The 19,170-nt window shown below is 55.6% G+C and carries 15 protein-coding genes and 3 tRNA genes; 15 read left to right on the top strand and 3 right to left on the bottom strand.

The features are described from left to right. Positions 1–1,269 (bottom strand): iron uptake system protein EfeO, encoded by a 1,269-nt coding sequence (efeO, locus tag C5L39_RS07465; RefSeq protein WP_245974932.1) that lies wholly within the window; start codon positions 1,267–1,269, stop codon positions 1–3. Between the two features lie 14 nt (positions 1,270–1,283). Then, the gene (gene efeU, locus C5L39_RS07460) at positions 1,284–2,324 is read right to left on the bottom strand and encodes an iron uptake transporter permease EfeU (protein WP_123048277.1); all 1,041 of its coding nucleotides are present in this window, start codon (positions 2,322–2,324) and stop codon (positions 1,284–1,286) included. A gap of 265 nt (positions 2,325–2,589) precedes the next feature. On the opposite strand from efeU, the gene C5L39_RS07455 reads away from it, so the two are divergent. Genes C5L39_RS07455 through C5L39_RS07430 form a run of 6 tightly spaced genes read left to right on the top strand, consistent with a single transcriptional unit; the run spans position 2,590 to position 9,110 of the window. Beyond that, positions 2,590–3,600 carry a 3-isopropylmalate dehydrogenase gene (locus C5L39_RS07455; RefSeq protein WP_123048276.1) on the top strand — a complete coding sequence of 337 codons (1,011 nt, stop codon included), beginning with the start codon at positions 2,590–2,592 and terminating at the stop codon, positions 3,598–3,600. A gap of 46 nt (positions 3,601–3,646) precedes the next feature. Further along, on the top strand, positions 3,647–5,155 hold the full coding sequence (locus C5L39_RS07450) for a cell wall-binding repeat-containing protein (RefSeq protein WP_123048275.1): 1,509 nt from the start codon (positions 3,647–3,649) through the stop codon (positions 5,153–5,155). Positions 5,156–5,207: 52 nt separating this feature from the next. Beyond that, complete coding sequence (locus tag C5L39_RS07445; protein ID WP_123048274.1) at positions 5,208–7,064, top strand: DUF294 nucleotidyltransferase-like domain-containing protein; 1,857 nt, start codon at positions 5,208–5,210, stop codon at positions 7,062–7,064. Then, positions 7,064–7,720, top strand: coding sequence for an exonuclease domain-containing protein (locus tag C5L39_RS07440; protein WP_123048273.1), 657 nt, complete (start codon positions 7,064–7,066; stop codon positions 7,718–7,720). Before C5L39_RS07445 ends, C5L39_RS07440 begins: the two co-directional genes overlap by 1 nt. Positions 7,721–7,750: 30 nt before the next feature. Next, a complete protein-coding gene (locus C5L39_RS07435; RefSeq protein WP_123048272.1) occupies positions 7,751–8,545 on the top strand; it encodes a fumarylacetoacetate hydrolase family protein in 795 nt (264 codons plus the stop codon). Further along, the gene (locus tag C5L39_RS07430; protein ID WP_165858008.1) at positions 8,532–9,110 is read left to right on the top strand and encodes a class I SAM-dependent methyltransferase; all 579 of its coding nucleotides are present in this window, start codon (positions 8,532–8,534) and stop codon (positions 9,108–9,110) included. The genes C5L39_RS07435 and C5L39_RS07430 overlap by 14 nt, the downstream gene beginning before the upstream one ends. Here C5L39_RS07430 and C5L39_RS07425 read toward each other — a convergent pair. Further along, a complete protein-coding gene (locus C5L39_RS07425; RefSeq protein ID WP_123048270.1) occupies positions 9,107–10,219 on the bottom strand; it encodes an isochorismate synthase in 1,113 nt (370 codons plus the stop codon). The genes C5L39_RS07430 and C5L39_RS07425 overlap by 4 nt on opposite strands. A gap of 212 nt (positions 10,220–10,431) precedes the next feature. Here C5L39_RS07425 and gltX point away from each other — a divergent pair, with 212 nt between their 5' ends. The 9 genes from gltX to C5L39_RS07380 all read left to right on the top strand — a co-directional run bounded on the left by gltX (position 10,432) and on the right by C5L39_RS07380 (position 19,091). Further along, positions 10,432–11,922: a glutamate--tRNA ligase gene (gene gltX, locus C5L39_RS07420; RefSeq protein WP_197714731.1), complete on the top strand. Its 1,491-nt coding sequence runs from the start codon at positions 10,432–10,434 to the stop codon at positions 11,920–11,922. Positions 11,923–12,226: 304 nt separating this feature from the next. Continuing rightward, positions 12,227–12,298 (top strand) — tRNA-Gln (locus C5L39_RS07415). 35 nt (positions 12,299–12,333) lie between these two features. After that, positions 12,334–12,406: transfer RNA gene (locus tag C5L39_RS07410), tRNA-Glu, on the top strand. Between the two features lie 696 nt (positions 12,407–13,102). Beyond that, positions 13,103–13,178: transfer RNA gene (locus tag C5L39_RS07405), tRNA-Glu, on the top strand. A 76-nt stretch (positions 13,179–13,254) separates the two neighbouring features. Continuing rightward, the gene (locus C5L39_RS07400) at positions 13,255–14,022 is read left to right on the top strand and encodes a restriction endonuclease (RefSeq protein WP_126268744.1); all 768 of its coding nucleotides are present in this window, start codon (positions 13,255–13,257) and stop codon (positions 14,020–14,022) included. Beyond that, positions 14,009–15,631, top strand: a complete 1,623-nt coding sequence (locus tag C5L39_RS07395; RefSeq protein ID WP_245974931.1) for an ATP-dependent nuclease — start codon at positions 14,009–14,011, stop codon at positions 15,629–15,631. The genes C5L39_RS07400 and C5L39_RS07395 overlap by 14 nt, the downstream gene beginning before the upstream one ends. Then, entirely contained in the window at positions 15,631–16,770 is a 1,140-nt protein-coding gene (locus tag C5L39_RS07390; RefSeq protein ID WP_123048266.1) for a DEAD/DEAH box helicase family protein, read from the top strand. Before C5L39_RS07395 ends, C5L39_RS07390 begins: the two co-directional genes overlap by 1 nt. Before the next feature lie 134 nt (positions 16,771–16,904). Continuing rightward, entirely contained in the window at positions 16,905–17,828 is a 924-nt protein-coding gene (locus tag C5L39_RS07385; RefSeq protein WP_123048265.1) for a DUF5655 domain-containing protein, read from the top strand. Positions 17,829–17,969: 141 nt separating this feature from the next. Then, a complete protein-coding gene (locus C5L39_RS07380) occupies positions 17,970–19,091 on the top strand; it encodes a YHYH protein (RefSeq protein WP_123048264.1) in 1,122 nt (373 codons plus the stop codon). Positions 19,092–19,170: the final 79 nt, after the last annotated feature.

The following is a 19,170-nucleotide window of genomic DNA, read 5'->3' as shown; positions in this document are numbered from 1 at the left end:
CTACTCTGAGATGCTCAAAACGGTGCCGGTCAGGTTCGACAACGGCTCGCGCAGGGCATCGATATCGCGGGTTAATTCAGCCTGCTCGGCTGCGGTGACCTGGTCGTAGAGGACGTAGCCGTCTTCTAAGTTGCCGTACTCATCGAGCTGGGCCTGGAGGGCATCGAAGTTCTCATTGATCTCGGCAACTAGCTCGGTGCCTTCTTCGCCCTTGGATTCTGCGATGGGGGCGACAAGATCGAAGGCGATGCGTGAGCCCTGCAGGTTAGCCTGGAAATCCCAGAGGTCGTAGTGCGACCACCAGTTTTCTTCACCGGTCACCTTGGTCACAGCGATCTCTTCGAGCAGTTCCATCGCGCCGTTGGAGACGCTGGAAATAGTCAGCTCTTGGTCTTCGATGAAGTTCTCGTCGTTGACGGTGTCAAAGAGCTTATCGACGTCCGCGATCAGGGAGTCGGCGACCTGTTGACGCTCAGCGGTGGTGGAGGGCTCCCATCCTTCCCAGGCGGGAGTTCCATCGGCGTTGCGGTCGGTCTCCTCGGGCACCCAGAGATCCTTTTCGATGCGGTGGAAGCCCAGCCATTGGGTGAAGGTGGGGTCGTCGGCCTCAAGCTCATCGGCTTCGGCTAGGTAGTCGACCTCGCGGTAATCGATGCGGGGATCGAGGATACCCAAGGCTTCGGCGATCGGCTCGATGCGCTCGTAGTTGACGCGGGTATCGGCGTAGAGATCGCGAGCCGTGTCATCATCGCCTGCGGCATAAGCAGCTGCGAACTCGCCTACTGCGGGCACGAGAGTAGCGACTTCGTTTTTGACGAAGTTGACATAGGAGACCACAGCTTCGTCGTAGAGCTCCTGATCAGAGGCGCTAACGGGGACGGCCTCGCCGGTGACGGTGAAGGCAGCTTCGCCGACATTGGCTCCACGCAGGCCTGGCTTGCAGGCGGTGAAGTAGTCTCCTGGCGGCAGAGCTAGATCCAGTTCAGCGCTAGCACCGGGGGCGATGTTTTCCCTTTCTGCGACGATTCTTAGGCCATCGGATCCCAGCAGGTAGAACTCAGTGACCTGCTCGCCGTCATTGCTGATGGAGAAGGTGTGGTTGCCGCTATCGATGGAATCGGTGGAGACTTCGCAGGAATCAGCGGTGGAGGAGACTGAGATAGCGCCGTCTGCCGAGGTCTCGGAAACCTCGGTGCAGCCAGAAAGCAGCAGGACAGTAGTGGTACTCAATGCGGCAATAGTGCCGAGGGTGTACTTGGTCATCTTCATAGGAGAGAGTCCTTTTAAATTTTAGTGGGGGAAGAATCGGCCTGAGGTTTTGCCGAGCTGGTCGGTGCCGCCGGGGTGTCGGCGGGTACCAATTCATCGGGCCCGGCCGGGGTAGCCGGATCTGCCGGGCCTGCCGGGCTTTCAGAGGCAGGCTTAGGGCGCGGGCGTCGATTAGCTTTGACCTGGCGCAGGAACGCCGGGAAGACCACCAGCAAGTAGACCGCCCATGCGGTGACCTCCAGCCACGTCATCTGCGGCACGAAGCCGACGGTGCCCTTAAGGAACGCGGCCAAGACCCCGGAAGGCTCAATGAGGTGCTCAAAGTTGAAAGCCCAGCCGAAGGGATAAGCCGCGCCCCAGAAGGGGTAGGTAGCGAAACCAGTGAGGACTTCGCCGGTGCGTGGATGCGTCGGGGCAATCGGATCTCCAGAGAAAGGTCCCGGCAAGACTGCGGCCTCTTGGAGGTCATGGATGCCATAAGCCAAGATGCCGGCAGCGACGATGATCAAGAAGACTCCGGACCAGTTGAAGAAGGTGCCTAGGTTGATCCGCAGAATGCCTCGGTAGAGGCCAAAGCCCAGTCCGACTGCGCTGAGGATGCCCAAAAGTGCGCCGAGCAGGGCAGCCGGGCTATTAGTCCAGCCCCAGAGGATGATGGTGGTCTCAATGCCCTCGCGGCCTACTGAAACGAAGGCGATCCAGAAGATGCCCCAGGCTCCAGCGGCGAGAGCGGCGTCGGCACCTTCCTCTAAGTCGCTTTTGAGACGACCGCCAATGCGCATCATCCAAAAGACCATCCAGGTCACCATGGCGACGGCGAGGATAGACATAGTCCCGCCGATGATCTCTTGTCCCTTAAACGACAGGCTGTAGCGACCGAAGGTCAGGGCGGCACCGATGAGTAGGGAGCCAACTACGGCGATGCCCACTCCCCACCAAATCTTGGTGCGGGCGGAGTCATGGCCCCGGCGACGGACATACGCCAGCAGGATGCCAATGATCAAGGCGGCCTCGAGGCCTTCGCGGAGGCCGATGAGAAATGCGGCAAAAAACATGGCCAGCCTTTCAGTGCGATAAGGAAATGCAAAATTACTCAGGTGAGCCTAGCCTAAGTAGTAAATTTAACCAATATTTGCCTGCTTAAGAGTGGTGGCTGCGCGCCCTTTCGGGGAGGATGCGGGACTGGGGGATGGGGAATGGCCTGCGGGCTTGCGGAGATTTCCGGGCAGTGCTGAAAGAACGTCGGTATCTGGCACAGCGCGAGGTCTGGGCTGCTAAACTCGCCCACGAGTCCATCTGGTGAGAAGGGAATCCCATAGAATGAAACTTGCAGTCATTGGCGGAGACGGAATCGGCCCGGAAGTAACCGATCAGGCCCTCCGCGTCCTCCGCGCAGTCCGCGAGGACATCGAGACCACCGATTACGATCTAGGCGCCCGCCGCTACCTGCGCAACGGTGAACTTCTCACCGACGCAGATCTGGCATCTCTGCGCGAGCATGACGCGATTTTGCTCGGTGCCATCGGCGCGCCGGGTGAGGTGGCCCCCGGCGTCCTTGAGCGTGGATTGCTGCTGAAGATGCGCTTCGCACTTGATCACCACGTCAACCTGCGTCCCTCCAAGCTTTATGAGGGAGTGCAGTCGCCTCTGCGCAACCCCGGCGAGATCGACTTCGTCGTAGTTCGTGAGGGTACTGAAGGCGCCTATACCGGCAATGGCGGCGGCATTCGAGTGGGCACCCCGCACGAGGTTGCCAACGAGACCTCTGTAAATACTCGCTACGGTGCAGAACGAGTCGTGCGCTACGCCTTCGAGCTGGCGATGACCCGCAACCGGCACCTGACCCTGGTTCACAAAACCAACGTCTTGGTCCATGGCGGCGGACTCTGGCAGCGCACCGTCGATGAGGTCGCCACCGAATACCCAGAGGTCGCCGTCGATTATGCACATATCGACGCAGCAACTATTTACCTGGTCACTGACCCCTCCCGCTTTGATGTGATTGTCACCGATAACCTCTTCGGCGACATCATCACCGACGAAGCTGGCGCAATCTCCGGCGGAATCGGCCTAGCCGCCTCCGGAAATATTGATGCCACCGGAGCTAACCCCTCGATGTTTGAGCCGGTCCATGGCTCCGCCCCGGATATTGCTGGAACCGGCGTTGCTGACCCGACTGCGGCGATCCTCTCTGCCGCGATGCTTCTTCGTCATCTAGGCGATGAAGACAACGCTGCCCGGATTGAAGCGGCCGTGACCGAAGATGTTGCGCACCGTAGCGGTGATATCCGGACCTCCGAGGTGGGGGACCGCATTCTTGCAGCTCTTTAAAGGTAGCCTGACATTGTATTCTCAGTGAAAGCAATGAGGGAGACCTATGAAGAAACTGGCAGTGATGCTGGCGATGACAACAGCACTGTCCTTGGTGGCTGGGTGTTCGTCGCAGGTAGATAATGGCAACGATGGCGCAGCGTCAGAAAGCGATGCCGCTTCGTTGGCTCTGCCAGCCTCAGAGGTCATCGCAGATCGTGATGGCAGCGGTGTCGAGACCTCCCGGAGGCTTTTCGAAACAGCTGAGATCGTCGTGGTCTCCGGGCCTGAGCTAGCAGAGCAAACTCGAGCTGCCCACGTCGCAATAGCTGCTGGGGCGCCGATGATTACCGCTGTGGGAGCAGATAATTCGACTCTAGAAGGCGAAATCACTCGGCTCCAAGCGGATACGGTGGTTACCGTCGGTCAGGTCGGCGCCTTGGCAACTACCGCTGAGCTCATCGATGATGAGCAATCTTTGCTCCCGGAATCAATCGAAGACATCGCTGTGCTGACGCCTGAAACTGCTTCGGGGATCGATGATCTGGGCTTTCTGGAGCACCCGTTGACTATGCCGCCCATGCTGGCAACTGCGGAGACCACTTTGGCTAGCCTTTCTACGGCGAAGGCAGCTGGTGCGGAAGTGATGATGCTCCCGTATCCCGATCCGCGCATTAGTCCTGAATCCATGGACTTGGTTAATAATTCGGATGTGCTCGCACTAGGCGCTCAATTCGGCGATCCAGAGCTCTTTGACAGAGCGGTGGATCTGGCGGCCAATGGTGAGTTGCCCGGTGGCGGAGGACTAGTCTTCCCCGGCCGACGCATGATTGCGCTCTATGGTCACCCCTCCGGAGCGGCTTTAGGCGTGATGGGGGAGCAGTCTCCGGATGAGGCTGTTACTCGCGCCCAAGAGTTGGTTGCGCAATATCAGCCTTTAGAAGAGCAGCCCGTTATTCCGGCTTTTGAGGTCATTGCCACCGTCGCCTCGGATGTTCCCGGACCAGATGGCAATTACTCGAATGAGAGTGATCCCGAGGAACTACGTCCCTATGTTGAGGCGATTACTCAAGCTGGCGGATACGCCAACCTTGACCTCCAACCGGGCCAAGGCAGCTTCCTGGAGCAAGCGAAATATTACGAGGATCTACTCAAACTGCCCAATGTTGGTCTCGCCTTGGACCCAGAATGGAAGCTTGCGCCGGGTGAACAACCGATGACCCGAGTGGGAAACACCACTGCGGCCGAGATCAATGAGGTCTCTGAGTGGTTGGCCACGCTAGTCCAAGACAATGATCTACCGCAGAAATCGCTGATTGTGCACCAGTTTCAAACCCAGATGGTGCGCAATCGAGAGTTGATCGATACGTCCTATCCAGAGATCGCCTTCGTCCTCCACGTCGATGGACATGGCGGCGCCAGCGAAAAGTTCGACACGTGGGGCGCTATGCAGCAAGACTTGAGCGGGGATTTCTTCTTGGCGTGGAAGAACTTCATTGATGAAGACACCCCAATGTTTACCCCCGAGCAGACCTTTAGCATTGAGCCTCGTCCCTGGTTCGTTTCCTACCAATAGTAGTTTGAGGGAAACCGCACTAGGGAAGGGGTTTTTCCCTAGGCTGTAGGCCATGACGGTCGAACTAGATGAGGTCCGCGAATTTATCGCCGACTTTGAGCCTTTCATCCGCCTGCCTGCCAAGGAATTGGATCAGTTGCCCGGCCGGATGAATATCCACTACGTCCGCCGAGGCGAAGAGATTATCGCCCTTGGTCAACCCAATGACAAGCTCTATGTCATTCGTTCGGGGGCCGTGGATGTTCTCGGCAACGACGGCGTACTCCTTGATCGCAGGGATGCTGGTCGCAGCTTCGGCTACTCCACCTTGGTGGGTGACAATGCCTGCCAGTACTCAATGATCGCGGTAGAAGATTCCTTGCTGCTGACCCTGCCACGTGCAGAATTTGGCGGGTTGATCGAACGCAATCCCGATATTGAGCGCTTCTATTCCTCACAGTCTCGCCGAATCCATGCTGCGGCAGATGAGCTGCGCGAAGATACCTCGGCGGATGTACTGCGTACCCGCTTGGCTGATTTTAAGATCAATGACCCAGTGTCCATCGGCATGGATTCCACCATTAAGCAGGCAGCGGTGGTGATGGAAGAAAACCGGGTGTCATCGTTGCTTATTACTACCGATGGAAGACTCAACGGTATTCTCACCGACCGTGACCTGCGCGGACGAGTAATAGCTCAAGGCCTAGACATCAACCGGCCCGTGACTGACGTTATGACAGCATCTCCTCGGACGGTGAACTCTGAGACGCTTGCCTTTGAAGCGATGCTGCTGATGGCAGAATTACGTATCCATCACCTACCGATTGTGGATGAAGGTCAGCTCACCGGAATTGTCACCACCGCAGACGTCATGCGACTGCTGCGCAATGATCCGATCTACCTCACCGCTGATCTTTCCCGGCGAAACTCCCCGGAAGAATTGGTCGATGCCTATTCTTCAGCCTCTGAGGTAGCAGCGCGCTTTATCGAGCGCGGAGCCTCTGCCGAAGAGACCACCGGAATGATGACCATCGCCGCTGATGCTTTGGCACGGCGGCTATTGACTCTGGGAGAGGAACGCTTTGGCGCCCCGCCGGTGTCCTATTCCTTCGTGGTCTTAGGCTCACAGGGCCGCCGAGAGATGGGTCTGGCTTCAGACCAAGACAACGCCATGGTGTTATCGGATGACTACGTGGAATCCGAGCACGGGGAGTACTTCGCTGAGCTTTCGGAGTTCGTTTGCCGAGGACTCGATACCGCAGGACAGGTACTGTGCCCGGGGGACATGATGGCGATGAATCCGCAATGGCGGATGACCGCCTCGGAATGGATGGACACTTTCCATCTCTGGGTCACTGCCCCTAGCCCAGATGCTCTGTTGCATGCGCAGACCTTCTTTGATTTCCGAAGCATTCACGGTGATTCCGAACTCGCAGATGCTGTCCACAGCAATGCGGTAGGAATGGCCCACGGAGCGCGTCGGATGCACGCGCACCTCGCCTCCTTGGCCGCGCGCCGGGAGCCGCCACTGGGCTTTTTCCGTGGACTCGTTGTTGATCGCTCGGGAGAGTATGCCAACACCCTGAACGTGAAAAAGGGTGGTACTGCTGGGATCGTGCAGATGGCCAGGCTGTTCTCGTTGACCGCTGGGGTACAAGCAGTGGGCACCCGTCGCCGACTAAGTGAAGCCGCTGCTGCTGGCGCGGTCTCGCAGAAGGGCGCACTCGACCTGCTCGATGCTTTTGAGTACCTGCGTACGATCACGTTGCGGCACCAGGCCCAGCAGGTCCGAGAAAAGGTGGTCCCAGATTACAATATTGACCCCAATAGGTTGTCCAAAATGGACCGGGAGCACCTGCGCGATAGCTTCCAGATCATCAAAAACATGCAAAATGCCCTGGCCACCAAGTATCCGGTCCGGAGCATCTGATGTGGCCATTTCGCAGTGATCCAGCCAAAAAAGCAACTGGCCCACTCCGGGAATTCTATGAGGTAACCCCTCCTGATGCGGGTACCCCACTGGATGAGGCGCGCCTATTGGCTGTTGATGTGGAAACCACTGGCCTCAAGCCCGATCGCCATCAGCTGGTCTCCATTGGCTGGGTACCAGTTAATGGTCAAGAGATTGATCTCTCTGGTGCAGGCTATGTCATCCTGCGCGGAACGGAGGGTTTTTCCGTCGGCCCTTCCGCGACCATTCACCATCTCACCGACGATGAGATTGCCGCTGGAGTAGATCCCAAAGAGGCGCTGACTCAGTTCTTAGAGGCTCTGCAGGGGAGAGCGATGTTGGCACATTTTGCGCCGATGGAAACCGGTTTTATTTCCGCTGCTTGCCAAGAGTCGTTTGGCGCGGGACTGAACGTGCCGATCGTGGATACTTTCTCCATTGAGCGACGGCATATGGAGCGGATGGGTACCTATCCGCGCGGGGAAGATCTCCGCTTGGCCCGGGTCCGTCAGCGTTATGGTCTTCCCAGCTATCGCAATCACAATGCCCTCACGGATGCGCTGGCATGCGCCGAACAGTATCTTGCTCACCGGGCTAGTCTCTCGGTGCACAACCTCCGCGATCTGATGGATTAGGGCAGGTATCCGGGCTGTAGGATTGCGGGCATGCGCTTTGGAAGAATTGCCCACCCGGATGGAATGTCCTTCGCCGTTATCGATGGTGATCAGGACCTGATTGCGAAAGAGGTTGAAGGTACGCCCTTTACTGCACCGGCCTACACTGGCCGGGAATGGCCGCTGGCGGATGTGAAACTGCTTGCCCCGATGCTGCCCGGCAAGGTAGTGGCCATTGGCCGCAACTACGCCGATCACGTTGCTGAGGTGTTCAAGGAGTCAGCGGAGCATCTTCCCCCGACGCTCTTCCTGAAGCCGTCGACGGCAGTGGTGGGGCCCGGAAACCCCATTCGCATTCCTGACTTTGCTACCAAGGTCGAGTTCGAAGGCGAGCTCGCCGTCGTCGTGAGCAAGCCTTGCAAGAATGTCAAGGCTGCAGACTGGAAATCTGTCGTTCTCGGTTTTACTATTGTCAATGACGTCTCCTCCCGCGATCTGCAGTTCGCCGATGGCCAGTGGGCTAGGGCCAAGGGCATTGACACCTTCTGCCCGCTCGGCCCCTGGATCGAAACCGACATCGATAGCGTCAATCTTGACTCCCTCCCGATCAAGGCTCGTCTGACCCACGAGGGACAGACCGCGCTCAAGCAGGATTCCAACTCTGATCAGATGATCATGAAAATGGGTGAGATCATCGAGTTCATTACGGCTTCGATGACGCTGCTGCCGGGAGATGTCATCTGCACGGGTTCTCCGGCTGGCACTGCGGCAATGTCCCCGGGCGATTTCATCGAGATTGAGATCCCCGGCATCGGCAAGCTGGGAAATCCCGTTGCCCGAGCATAGTCACACTGATTTCGATCAGTTCTACGCCGAGGGACCTAGATGGTCGGGTAATCCCAATGAGAATCTGGTCCGTGAAGTTGGCGCAATGACTGCCGGAACAGTAATCGATATCGGCTGTGGCGAAGGCGCGGATGTCGCGTGGTTGGCTGCCCAGCAGTGGCAGGTCACCGGTATCGACCCGGTGGCAGTCGCTATCGAACGCACTCAGCAGCTGATCGATGCTCAGGGACTATCTGAGCACGTTGAGCTCATCGCGGCGGATCTAGTTGAGTTCTCTGAGCGGGGGAGAACCTTCGATCTGGTCAGCAGTTTCTATACCCCGTTGCCCGCGACTGCGGACGTTGCTCAGGCATTGATCAAGTTGGTCGCTCCTGGTGGCACGCTATTGGTGGTCCACCATGATTTTGGCGATGAGCATCCAGAGCTCTTGAGCCCGGCTGCTCTGAAGGATTTAGTGGCAGAGCACTTCGCCGAGGTGTCTGTGAGCCGGGTTAGCCGTGCAGTGAGCCACGGAGCTGGCGCTCATCACCGCGAGGATCTGGTTCTGCGAGCAGTACGGGCTTAAAGCCCTAGGGAGCGCAGGATCGTCCGCAGTTTTGCGGTGGTCTCTGCGAGCTCGCCTTCTGGGTCGGAATCGGCGACGATGCCCCCGCCGGCCCAAGCGCGCGCAGACCGGCCATCGCCGGAGACCTCCGCGCAGCGAATAGCGACCATATATTCGCCATCTCCTGATCCATCACACCAGCCGACCGCGCCGGCGTAGAACCCACGGTCAGACTCTGCGGTCTCAATGAGCGCTTCGGCGGCGTCGGTAGGAGTACCGCAAATGGCCGGAGTGGGGTGCAATCGCACGGCCAGTTCCAAGGCACTAAGGGTGGAGTCCTGAAGGGTGCCCACGATCGGGGTAGCTAGGTGCCACATTTCACTGGTGCTGGTCAGCTCCGGCTGCTCCGCGATATCCAGACGTGAGCACAATGGAGCTAGCGCTTGGCGTAAATGCTCGACGACATGGCGGTGTTCATCGAGGTTTTTAATGGATTGAGATAGCTCAGTTCCTACTGCGGCATCGAGGTCCGGATCTTCTTGCCTCGCGGCAGAGCCTGCCAACGGGAAAGCCGACACAGTAGAGCCTTGACGCTTGATGAGCACCTCGGGGGAGGAGCCGACCAAAATGTGGCCTGCTTGGCCTGCCGGCGAGAGATCGACGATGAAGCCATCCTTGTTCAGCGAGTTATCGATCAACCGAGCAGCCACCAACAGGGGATCAACTGGCGGGTCGAAAGCGATATCCACGGAACGAGCTAAGACAACTTTTTCTAGCTTGGATTCTCGGATGGTGCTCACCGCTGCCTCTACTCGGCGCAGGTGCTCTTCTGGTTCTGGGTCCATGCTGGCAAGCTCGGCGTGCATGCGGGCACCTGGCCCCTGCCGGTAGTAAGCATGCGGCTCCAGGGGGCCATCCTCACGGATGATCTTTGCTGGAACCGTCAACGCGGCAGGAGAAGAACGGGTAAACGGGATCGCGCCGACGACCATCTGGACGCGACCTTCGGCCAACGCCGCAATCGCATCCCAGGGGTCGGTGAAGGTTTCCAAGCAACCTTGAGTACGCACCGAGCCGTGCGCGCGGGACAGTAGGAAGTCCGGCGCGGATGAGGGGCGGTGAGCACACATAAAAAGACAGTCTAGACCGGGGGAGTTTCACAGCTAAACTCCGGTGTTTCTCAGCCAGAAATTTTAGATCTGGACAGGGCGGTGATTTCCTGGACGAACAGTCTCAGCGGGGCTGGTCTCAGGGCAGGTCAGTCAGATTCCCGTGTCAGCATAGTCATAGCGTTGGCCAAAGCCTGGGACTTGCGTGTCCAAAGAAAACGGTGAGCAGTACCATGACGGACATGACTGACGTTCGAGTTCGTTTTTGCCCTTCACCCACCGGAACCCCACATGTGGGCTTGGTACGCACTGCCTTGTTCAACTGGGCCTATGCCCGCCATACCGGTGGCTCCTTGGTTTTTCGTATTGAAGATACTGACGCTGCCCGCGATTCGGAAGAGTCCTACCAGGCCATCCTCGATGCCTTGACCTGGCTGGGAATGGATTGGGATGAAGGCGTGGAAAAGGGCGGCCCGCATGAGCCCTACCGCCAGTCCCGGCGCATGGATATCTACGAAGATGTCCTCAACAAGCTCATTGAGGCCGGCGAGGTTTACCCGGCCTATTCCACCGCCCAGGAGGTCGAGGAGCGCCACAAGGCAGCTGGCCGCGACCCCAAGCTTGGATATGACAACTTCGACCGTGAGCTGACCGCTGAGCAGATCGCTGCTTTTGAAGAGCAGGATCGCAAGCCGGTCTGGCGTCTGCGGATGCCGGAGCAGAATTGGAAGTGGAACGACCTGGTTCGCGGTGAGGTCGAGTTCAAGTCTTCCACCCAGCCCGATTTCGTGGTCGCCCGTTCCAATGGCTCACCGCTCTACACCCTGGTTAACCCGGTCGATGACGCGCTGATGAAGGTCACCCACGTCCTGCGCGGCGAGGACCTCTTGCCCTCGACCCCGCGTCAGTTGGCCCTCTATGAGGCCCTCAAGCGCATTGGCGTAGCTGAGGCTACCCCGGAGTTTGGCCACCTGCCCTTCGTCATGGGCGAGGGCAATAAGAAGCTCTCCAAGCGTGATCCGAGCTCGGATCTATTCAATCACCGCCGCAATGGCATCATCCCGGAAGGCATGCTCAACTATCTGGCACTGCTGGGTTGGTCCTTGTCGGCTGACCAGGACATCTTCAGCGTTGATGACCTGGTGGCCAACTTTGATGTTGCGGACGTTCTTGGCAACCCAGCGCGCTTTGATCAGAAGAAGCTGGAGTCGATCAACGCCGACCATATTCGCCTGCTGGAGCCTGCTGATTTCGAGCAGCGCCTGCGTTCCTTCCTCAGCGAGTACACCGACTTCCCAGCCGATTACCCGGCCGAGAAGTTCCAGGTGGCCGCCGAGCTGGTCCAGACCCGAATCAAGGTTCTCTCGGATGCCTATGGCCTTTTAAAGTTCTTGGTCACCGCTGATGAGGATCTGGTGCTTGATGAGAAGTCGGCGAAGAAGAACCTCAAGGAAGACGCCGTCGCACCGCTAGAGGCCGCTATCACGGCCCTGGAAGCGGTCTCGGACTGGACTACCGCCGAGCTTGAGGCGACCTTGTCCAAGGCCTTGCTCGAGGACCTAGAGCTCAAGCCTCGCAAGGCTTATGGCGCGCTTCGAGTGGCCATCTCTGGTGCGGCCATTTCCCCGCCTCTGTTCGAGTCCATGGAGCTATTGGGCCGCGAGTCGACCCTGGCTCGGTTGCAGGCTGCCCGCAAGGCCACGCCCTTCCAGCCGGCTGTCTAACAGTTAGTTTTCTTCCACCCGCTAGTGCCTCGGCGATTGCTCGTCTAGGCGCTAGCGGGTGTCTTTTTCTATGCCAAAGATGCTTATCGACGCCGCCGTATTCTCACCGCAGCCTGTTCCTTCGGGCCGGCACTGTCGATGGGAGTTGTCGTGGGTCAGCGGCAGGGTAGTAGTGGCGTTGAAAGGTCAGTTTTTAGACTTGGAAATATGCCGTTTAACCTGCGGATTTGTTAGAAATGGGCCATTGTGGTTATAGTATTCAACGTTGCTCACTGAGAGCGAGCAACAGAAGATAATAACATAGTGGCCTATGGTGTAATTGGCAACACAGCGGTTTCTGGTACCGTCGTTCTAGGTTCGAGTCCTGGTAGGCCAGCTGCAGAGCAATCTGCGGGCGATGAAGTTCGCCTTGCCCCGTTCGTCTAGTGGCCTAGGACGCTGGCCTCTCACGCCGGTAACACGGGTTCGAATCCCGTACGGGGTACAACATAAAAATCACCTTCAAGCATCACGCTTGAAGGTGATTTTTTGATTTCGAAATAGTATTTACCCCCGAACTAACTTTTAGTGCGTGGCCGGCAACTGGCGGTTTAACGGTGTGGGGGTAGGGCAAATAATGATTGTAAAAATAGTCCTTCCACACCCTGCAGATAGGGAATAAGCTGCAATTAACGGAGAGGATCACACCTTGAAAAGCCCGCTAGTTGGGCAGAGGGAGATCGGTACTCCGACTGCAACAGGAGCGGAAGGTGAGCATATGGCAGCAAGTGGAACGCATCTTATTCCCGGACGCGTCGTAGACTTCCTCCCATGAGCGGCATAGCCATAATCCATAACTTCCAAGCGCATAGTTAGCGCGAAGCACAGGAGCCACACGGGAGAGACATGTTGCGAATGGCGTCAACCGAACCCCACGGAACGGACAAGCCAATCCCCGGCAACTAGGTTCTAATGAACCACAGCGGACGCAGTCAAAGAGGACTTCAACTCAGACTGACGATACTTTCGCACCTGCAGTCGGAAGCGGTGGACATGCCACCGTCCACGGTTCGGAAAATCCACCACAGTCTCTGTGGTGGATTTCTTTATTTATAGCCACTGAGCGTGCGATTTGTTCCCACCAGCATGTTCCGTCTACTGTTATGGAGTCCGTTCAGGACACCACATATATAGCGAACAAGCCCCGTTCGTCTAGTGGCCTAGGACGCTGGCCTCTCACGCCGGTAACACGGGTTCGAATCCCGTACGGGGTACCAATGTATGCTTACACATACGAGTACGAATTTTTGAAGAATGGGCCAGGTCTTCGGACGTGGATTTCGGGAGACGTTCGTGATAAATGACGACGGCACGGTCGATACTCGATCAGAAACTCGGTCTACCTACGACAGTACTGAGGCTATTCCGTATGGCGAGTGGCTGCAGTTGGCATATGAACAGACTTTTCTTCCACCTGATCGTATTCATACCGGCCTAGTTGCTGCGGATAAGAAAAAGAAGCTGCCGAAGAACTTCTTTGATAAGGCTACGCTCGGAAATTTCGTCACCGGCTTCCAGGTCTGGATGCAGCGTGAGATGATCAGTCGATTTTCCTATACTAAGATCGAAGGGCTGGCAGGCGCTACAGCTTTGACTGATGATCAAGGTCAGCCACTCAAGAGGATCATCCAAGGCAACATCGGTGTCTATCGGGACGAAGAGTCTCGCGTTCCAGAGAAGTTCTTGTATGACGTTTTAGCCTATGATTCGCCAAAAGAGAAGCAGACTATTCGGGATTCCCACCTGGACCAGGTAGTGGTGTTCGGTAAGATTCCTCGGCGCTCAATTCCGGTGCCCCTTTACTTCGGCGGCGCGATAAGTCCCGATTTCATGTACGTCCTAAAAGATAAGGACGGAAAACTGTCATTGAACTTTATCGTCGAGACTAAAGACGTTGAAGAGATTACTGATCTGCGTGAAAGTGAGCAGATGTGGCTTGAAGCATCGAGGAAGTTCTTCGAATCAGTTGACAAGGAGAAAATCAAAGTCACGTTCCGACCACAGCTGAAGAGCGATGACATAGTGACGATGATTAGGCAGGTTGTCGATGCAGATAACTAAATTGCGGATCAAAGGCTATCGAAAATTCCGGGATATGGAATTTCGACCGCACCCGAGAAGCAACATCATTGTTGGCGCAAACGGCTCTGGAAAATCAACAATTCTTGAGGCGCTGATAATGGTTCTAACTGGAAGAATTGGCCGACTCAGAGCGGTCGATGAGATCAATCCTTACTGGTTCAATCAAGCGAACGTAGACGAGTTCTTTAACCAGAAGTCTGTCGGAGCAAGTGTACCGATGCCAGATTTCAGAATAGATGTACACCTGAGAACGAGAAACAAGCAGCTGGAAGCTATGCGCGGCGTCCACAATCTAAGCGAGGAAGATTCTGTAGGGATGTCAATACGCGCGTACCCTGATCCAGCTTATGCGCAAGAGATCGAGAACTACTTTAGTGTTGAGGGTTGGCCTCGAATCTTGCCTGTAGAGTATTATCGGGTAGATTGGCTTGATTTTTCCGGTGGCCCGATCTTCAAAACTCCAAAGGGGCTTGGTGTGTCGATTATCGACGGCCAGGCTGTATTTTCTCGGAATGGTCTTGACGCGCATACGAGGCAATTGCTCGATCAACGAATCGACGAGAAGGCCAAAGTCGGTATATCTGTTGAGCATCGTAAAATGCGTTCGACTCTCGGCGGAGACGTACTAAAGGGGATTAACAAACAGCTGGGGAGGGAAGCACAAGAGGCCGGATCGGTAGGAGTTGGCATCCAGGTAGATCAATCTCGTTCAGCTTCTTGGGACGCAACCCTAATCCCTGAGATTGGCGGTATCCCGCTGGGGCTTGCAGGTCAGGGGGCGCAAGTAACAGCAAAGACGATTCTCGCGCTCAATCAATCTCATGCAAACGTCAGCTGCGTACTAATTGAGGAGCCCGAGAACCATCTTAGCCATACAAAACTTCGCATTCTTCTCGATTTGGTGAGCAAGAACGTGGGAGATCAACAACTTTTCGTGACAACACATAGTTCCTTTGTGCTGAACCGACTCGGGCTAGATCACTTAGCAATGTTGAGGTCGGGGGAGATCCGCAAGTTTGACCAGTTGTCTCCCGAAACCGTGGAATATTTTCAGAAGCTTTCGGGCTTCGATAGTCTGAGATTATTGCTCGCGGATTTGGCCGTGGTAGTCGAGGGACCTTCTGACGAGATAGTGTTCAACCGCTTCTTCAAAGACCGCTTTGGAGTTGAGCCACTAGACCAAGGAATAGATGTGGTCACTGTAGGAACGAGCTTTGCTCGTGCCTTTGAATTGGCCGATCGGCTGGGAATTAGGTTAGCTGCACTTCGAGATAATGACGGGGAAAGTGCGAGCCACTGGGAGGAAAAGTCGACCCAGTATCTTGAGCCAGGACACCGGCAGTTTTTTATTGGAGACAAGGGGCTGGGACACACTTTGGAGCCACAGATCTGCAACGCGAACAAGGCGGAGGCTCTAAGGGAACTATTTGACCTCGACCCTGGCACTGACGTTGAGTCATGGATGACTGGCAACAAGACCACTGCGGCACTCAAGATTGCAGAGAGCCAGTCTAAGATTCTTCCGCCCGTATATTTCAATGAGGCATTCGACTTCCTGATGAGCCCGCCCGGGAGTCGATCAAGCTAATGCACCAGTTCGTTCATGCTTGTGCGGGCGCAGGTAAGACGCAGAGCATCATCGACAGATGCGTCAACGATGAAAAATCCACGCGGAGACTGATCGTCACCTTGACACTGACTGGTCAGAATGAGTTAGAGGGTCGCCTAAAAGAAGCCTGTTCTCCGGCAAGATTGCCAGACGTGTCTGGTTGGTACTCGTTCTTGATTCATCATTGTATTCGCCCGTACCTTCCGCTGCTCTTTCCAAATGCAAAGGTCATGGGATTTTCGTTTCCACCCGACGACAGTAAAGATAAGAAAGATAGGGCTAAGTATATTCGCTTCCAGCGTGGAGACAGCACTTTGCGCTACTTTGATTCGAATTGGTGTATTTTTCAAGAAACAATTGAAAATTTAGCTTTTGCCGTAATGATGGAGGCGGGTGGTCTCGTTGAAGCAAGATTGGCCCGGATTTATGATGAACTTGTCATCGATGAGGCTCAGGATATTAGTAGAAAAGGTCTCGACATTATTGATCTCCTGCTAAACCAGAACGCACTCAATTTCTATTCTGTTGGAGATACTCGTCAGTCCCTGATCGACAGTAGTCTGTTCTCTCCTCGCAATAAAAGCACCGACCGACTTGAGCTGATTAACTGGTATAGAAGTCGAGAGAAATCGGGGATACTGCAGATCAGCGAATTATCGACTACTTACCGATCTAACGCCTTGATTTCCCATTTTTCTGATTCAATTTTCCCTCCTAGGTTTAGTTTTAGCCCAACCAGATCGGCGAACAAGGCGGTCACCGGGCACGATGGTGTATTCCTAGTCCTGAAAGATGATCTGGATGCATATATGAAACTCTATTCGCCAACTCCTCTTCGTGGGAGTAAGGCCACCGCGAAACACCTCTCTCATCTTGGATTCGAGAACATCGGACAAGTTAAAGGGCGAACGTTTGCTCGGGTGTTGATTGCCGCAACTGGTCCTATCGACAATTTCCTTAAGGGGAAGGAATATCTTGTCGACAAATCGGCCTGTGGCTTCTATGTCGGAGTGACGCGAGCTAGGTATTCGGTGGCAATCGTCCCTCAAAAGCCAACCAAGCCGTTTTTGCAGAACTTACTGCCAGAAGTTCAGATCTGGTCACCGATGCAGGAATGACAGTTTTATAGCCGTGGCAGTTGGATAGTTGTTGTAGCGGACTGGCTCTCATCCTTTGAACGGCCCGAATGATTCCGGGAAGCGAGCTAATGAGACATATAAACTCCCAGGTCAAAGTGATATAGTATCCCAATATGATTCTCTTTGAAGTGGGCCAAGACTCGGCCAAGCAGGTTAAGCCCATGACTACCGTCAATGGGAAGAAGGTTCTGGAGCGAGACATCCAGAAGATCTTCGAGGGCAGCCTGTATGAGATCCTTGGCGTCCACTTCTTGGCCAGCGAGTACTCAACCAGCTTCGGTGGGCGCATGGACACCCTCGGCATCGACGATGACGGCAACCCGTGCATTATTGAGTACAAGAAGGGCCAAAACGAGAATGTCATCAACCAGGGGCTCTCGTACCTGCGTTGGTTGCTCGACCACAAGGACTCATTCCACGTTCTCTGCCAGGAGAAGGGTGTTGAGAAGGAAGTCCAGTGGGATGCTCCCCGAGTTATTTGCGTAGCGGAGAGCTACAGCAGGTTCGATACCGACACCGCGGATCTACTGCCGATCAAGATTGAGCTGATGCGCTACCAGCTCTTCGGGAACAACATGCTTACCTTAGATACCGAGAGCTATCAGAAAGTGAGGCTCCAAGGCGTCCCGAAGCTCGGTGCGAGCGTCGAAAAAAAGCCCGAAACTCTCCAGGTCACTTATACGCTCGACGACCACCTAGCCAAGGGTGGGCCAGCCAGCCGCAAGCTCTTCGACGATCTCAAGGAGCGTCTCTTGGGCCTCGACCAAGAGATGGAGCTCGAGCCTAAGAAGCTCTACGTGGTTTTCAAAATGACCCGCAATGTGACTGACGTTATCTTCCAAAAGCAAAAGCTCTGGGTGTTTATCAACGTCAAGAGCGGCACGCTCGAAGATCCGCGAGGTATCGCCGAGAACCTAGTTCATCCGGTCAAGAAGGGGCACTGGGGAAATGGGGACTATCGCGTCGAGGTCACTCCAAAGACCGATTTGGACTATCTCATGACGCTAGTAGAGCAGAGCTACAGCATCAATCAGTAAGCGCTTCAAGGTGAGTGAACTAGCGAGATCTCGGCATGATCTCGGCGAGAATACAGAAGCTCCTAACGACTTTGAGAGGTGCATCACAAATCATTCAAATTTCGAAACGAAAATTTCGCAGGATATTGCTACTCTCCTGCTATGAAACAGGACAATGATCGGCCTAGTTCAGCACGACGATCACTTCGCGTCCTGCCTCCTGCAGCAGTCTCAGTGGCAGCACTGTTCTTGCTTACTGCTTGTGGTTCCGGGGACTCTGATTCCGAGGAATCAGCATCGGCAACTGATGCGACCACAACTACTGAAGCAGAGCTGGAGGTGACTCCGGCCGGTCTTAACATTGATCTGTTCAAAGATGGGGCGCTAGCCCAAGAGCCGACAATCGAGGACTGCATTCTCAGCGATGGGAGCGCTTCTACCTGCTATAACCTCACCATCTCCGGGTACCCCTTGGATGATGAAGTTGGCCCCTTCTGTCCGGAAACCATCACTGATACCGCTGATCAAGCCGGCATCTGGTTTGACGGTGAGGACATCTACTCGCTCGATGGCCCCTTCTTTGAGCAGCTTCCGGAACTCTACGGCGATGATGCATGGCAGATGTATGACGAAGAGGGCAATATCTTCGTCACTGACACCAAAGAGAAATTTGAATTGGCAGCTCAACCCAACGTCGATGAATCAGTAATGAACCACTGTGTGGAGGGCCGTTTGGAATGGCTCGAAAACGGTGAGCCGGTTCAGGCCACGGTGCTCATTCCTACCGAACCGGTGGCAGCCGCTGAACCTGCTAGTGCAACGGCCTTTTTGGGAGTGACTCTCTCCGGTGTTCGGATCGATGCCGCAGCACCCGTTACTGCGATCTTGGATGCTCATACGATTGCCGCCTTTGACAACTGTGGCGGTCACTTCAACCCGACCGAGGGCTATCACATGCATGGCGCGGTTGGTTGCTCCGAAGTCGAAGGAGCTTCTGAAGGTGAAACCCTGCAGTTCGGATATGCACTGGATGGCTACCCGGTACACAGTCCCTACGATGAACAACAGGCAGCAGAGGTAGAACTGGATGAATGCAACGGTCACTACACCGAGGCCGAGGGCTATCACTACCATGCCAATCCGGCAGAAGAGAACCAGGTAATTACCTGCATGATTGGTCAGACTGCTGAGGCTGAGGTTGCTGCTGGTGGGCCGCCCGGTGGCGGAGCTCCCGCAGGCGGACCACCGGCCGGTGGTGCTCCTCCGGAGGGTGCAGCTAGGTAGACCGTGAACTGCTGATATCGCCAGCAGAATGGGACAGGACCTCACATGAGGACCTGTCCCAATTTTTCTTGCCCTGTTG

It is taken from the genome of Corynebacterium alimapuense (assembly GCF_003716585.1).
Taxonomy (GTDB): Bacteria; Actinomycetota; Actinomycetes; order Mycobacteriales; family Mycobacteriaceae; genus Corynebacterium; species Corynebacterium alimapuense.
Note: the sequence above shows the minus strand (reverse complement) of the source record. Positions and strands in the feature narration are given on the sequence as shown.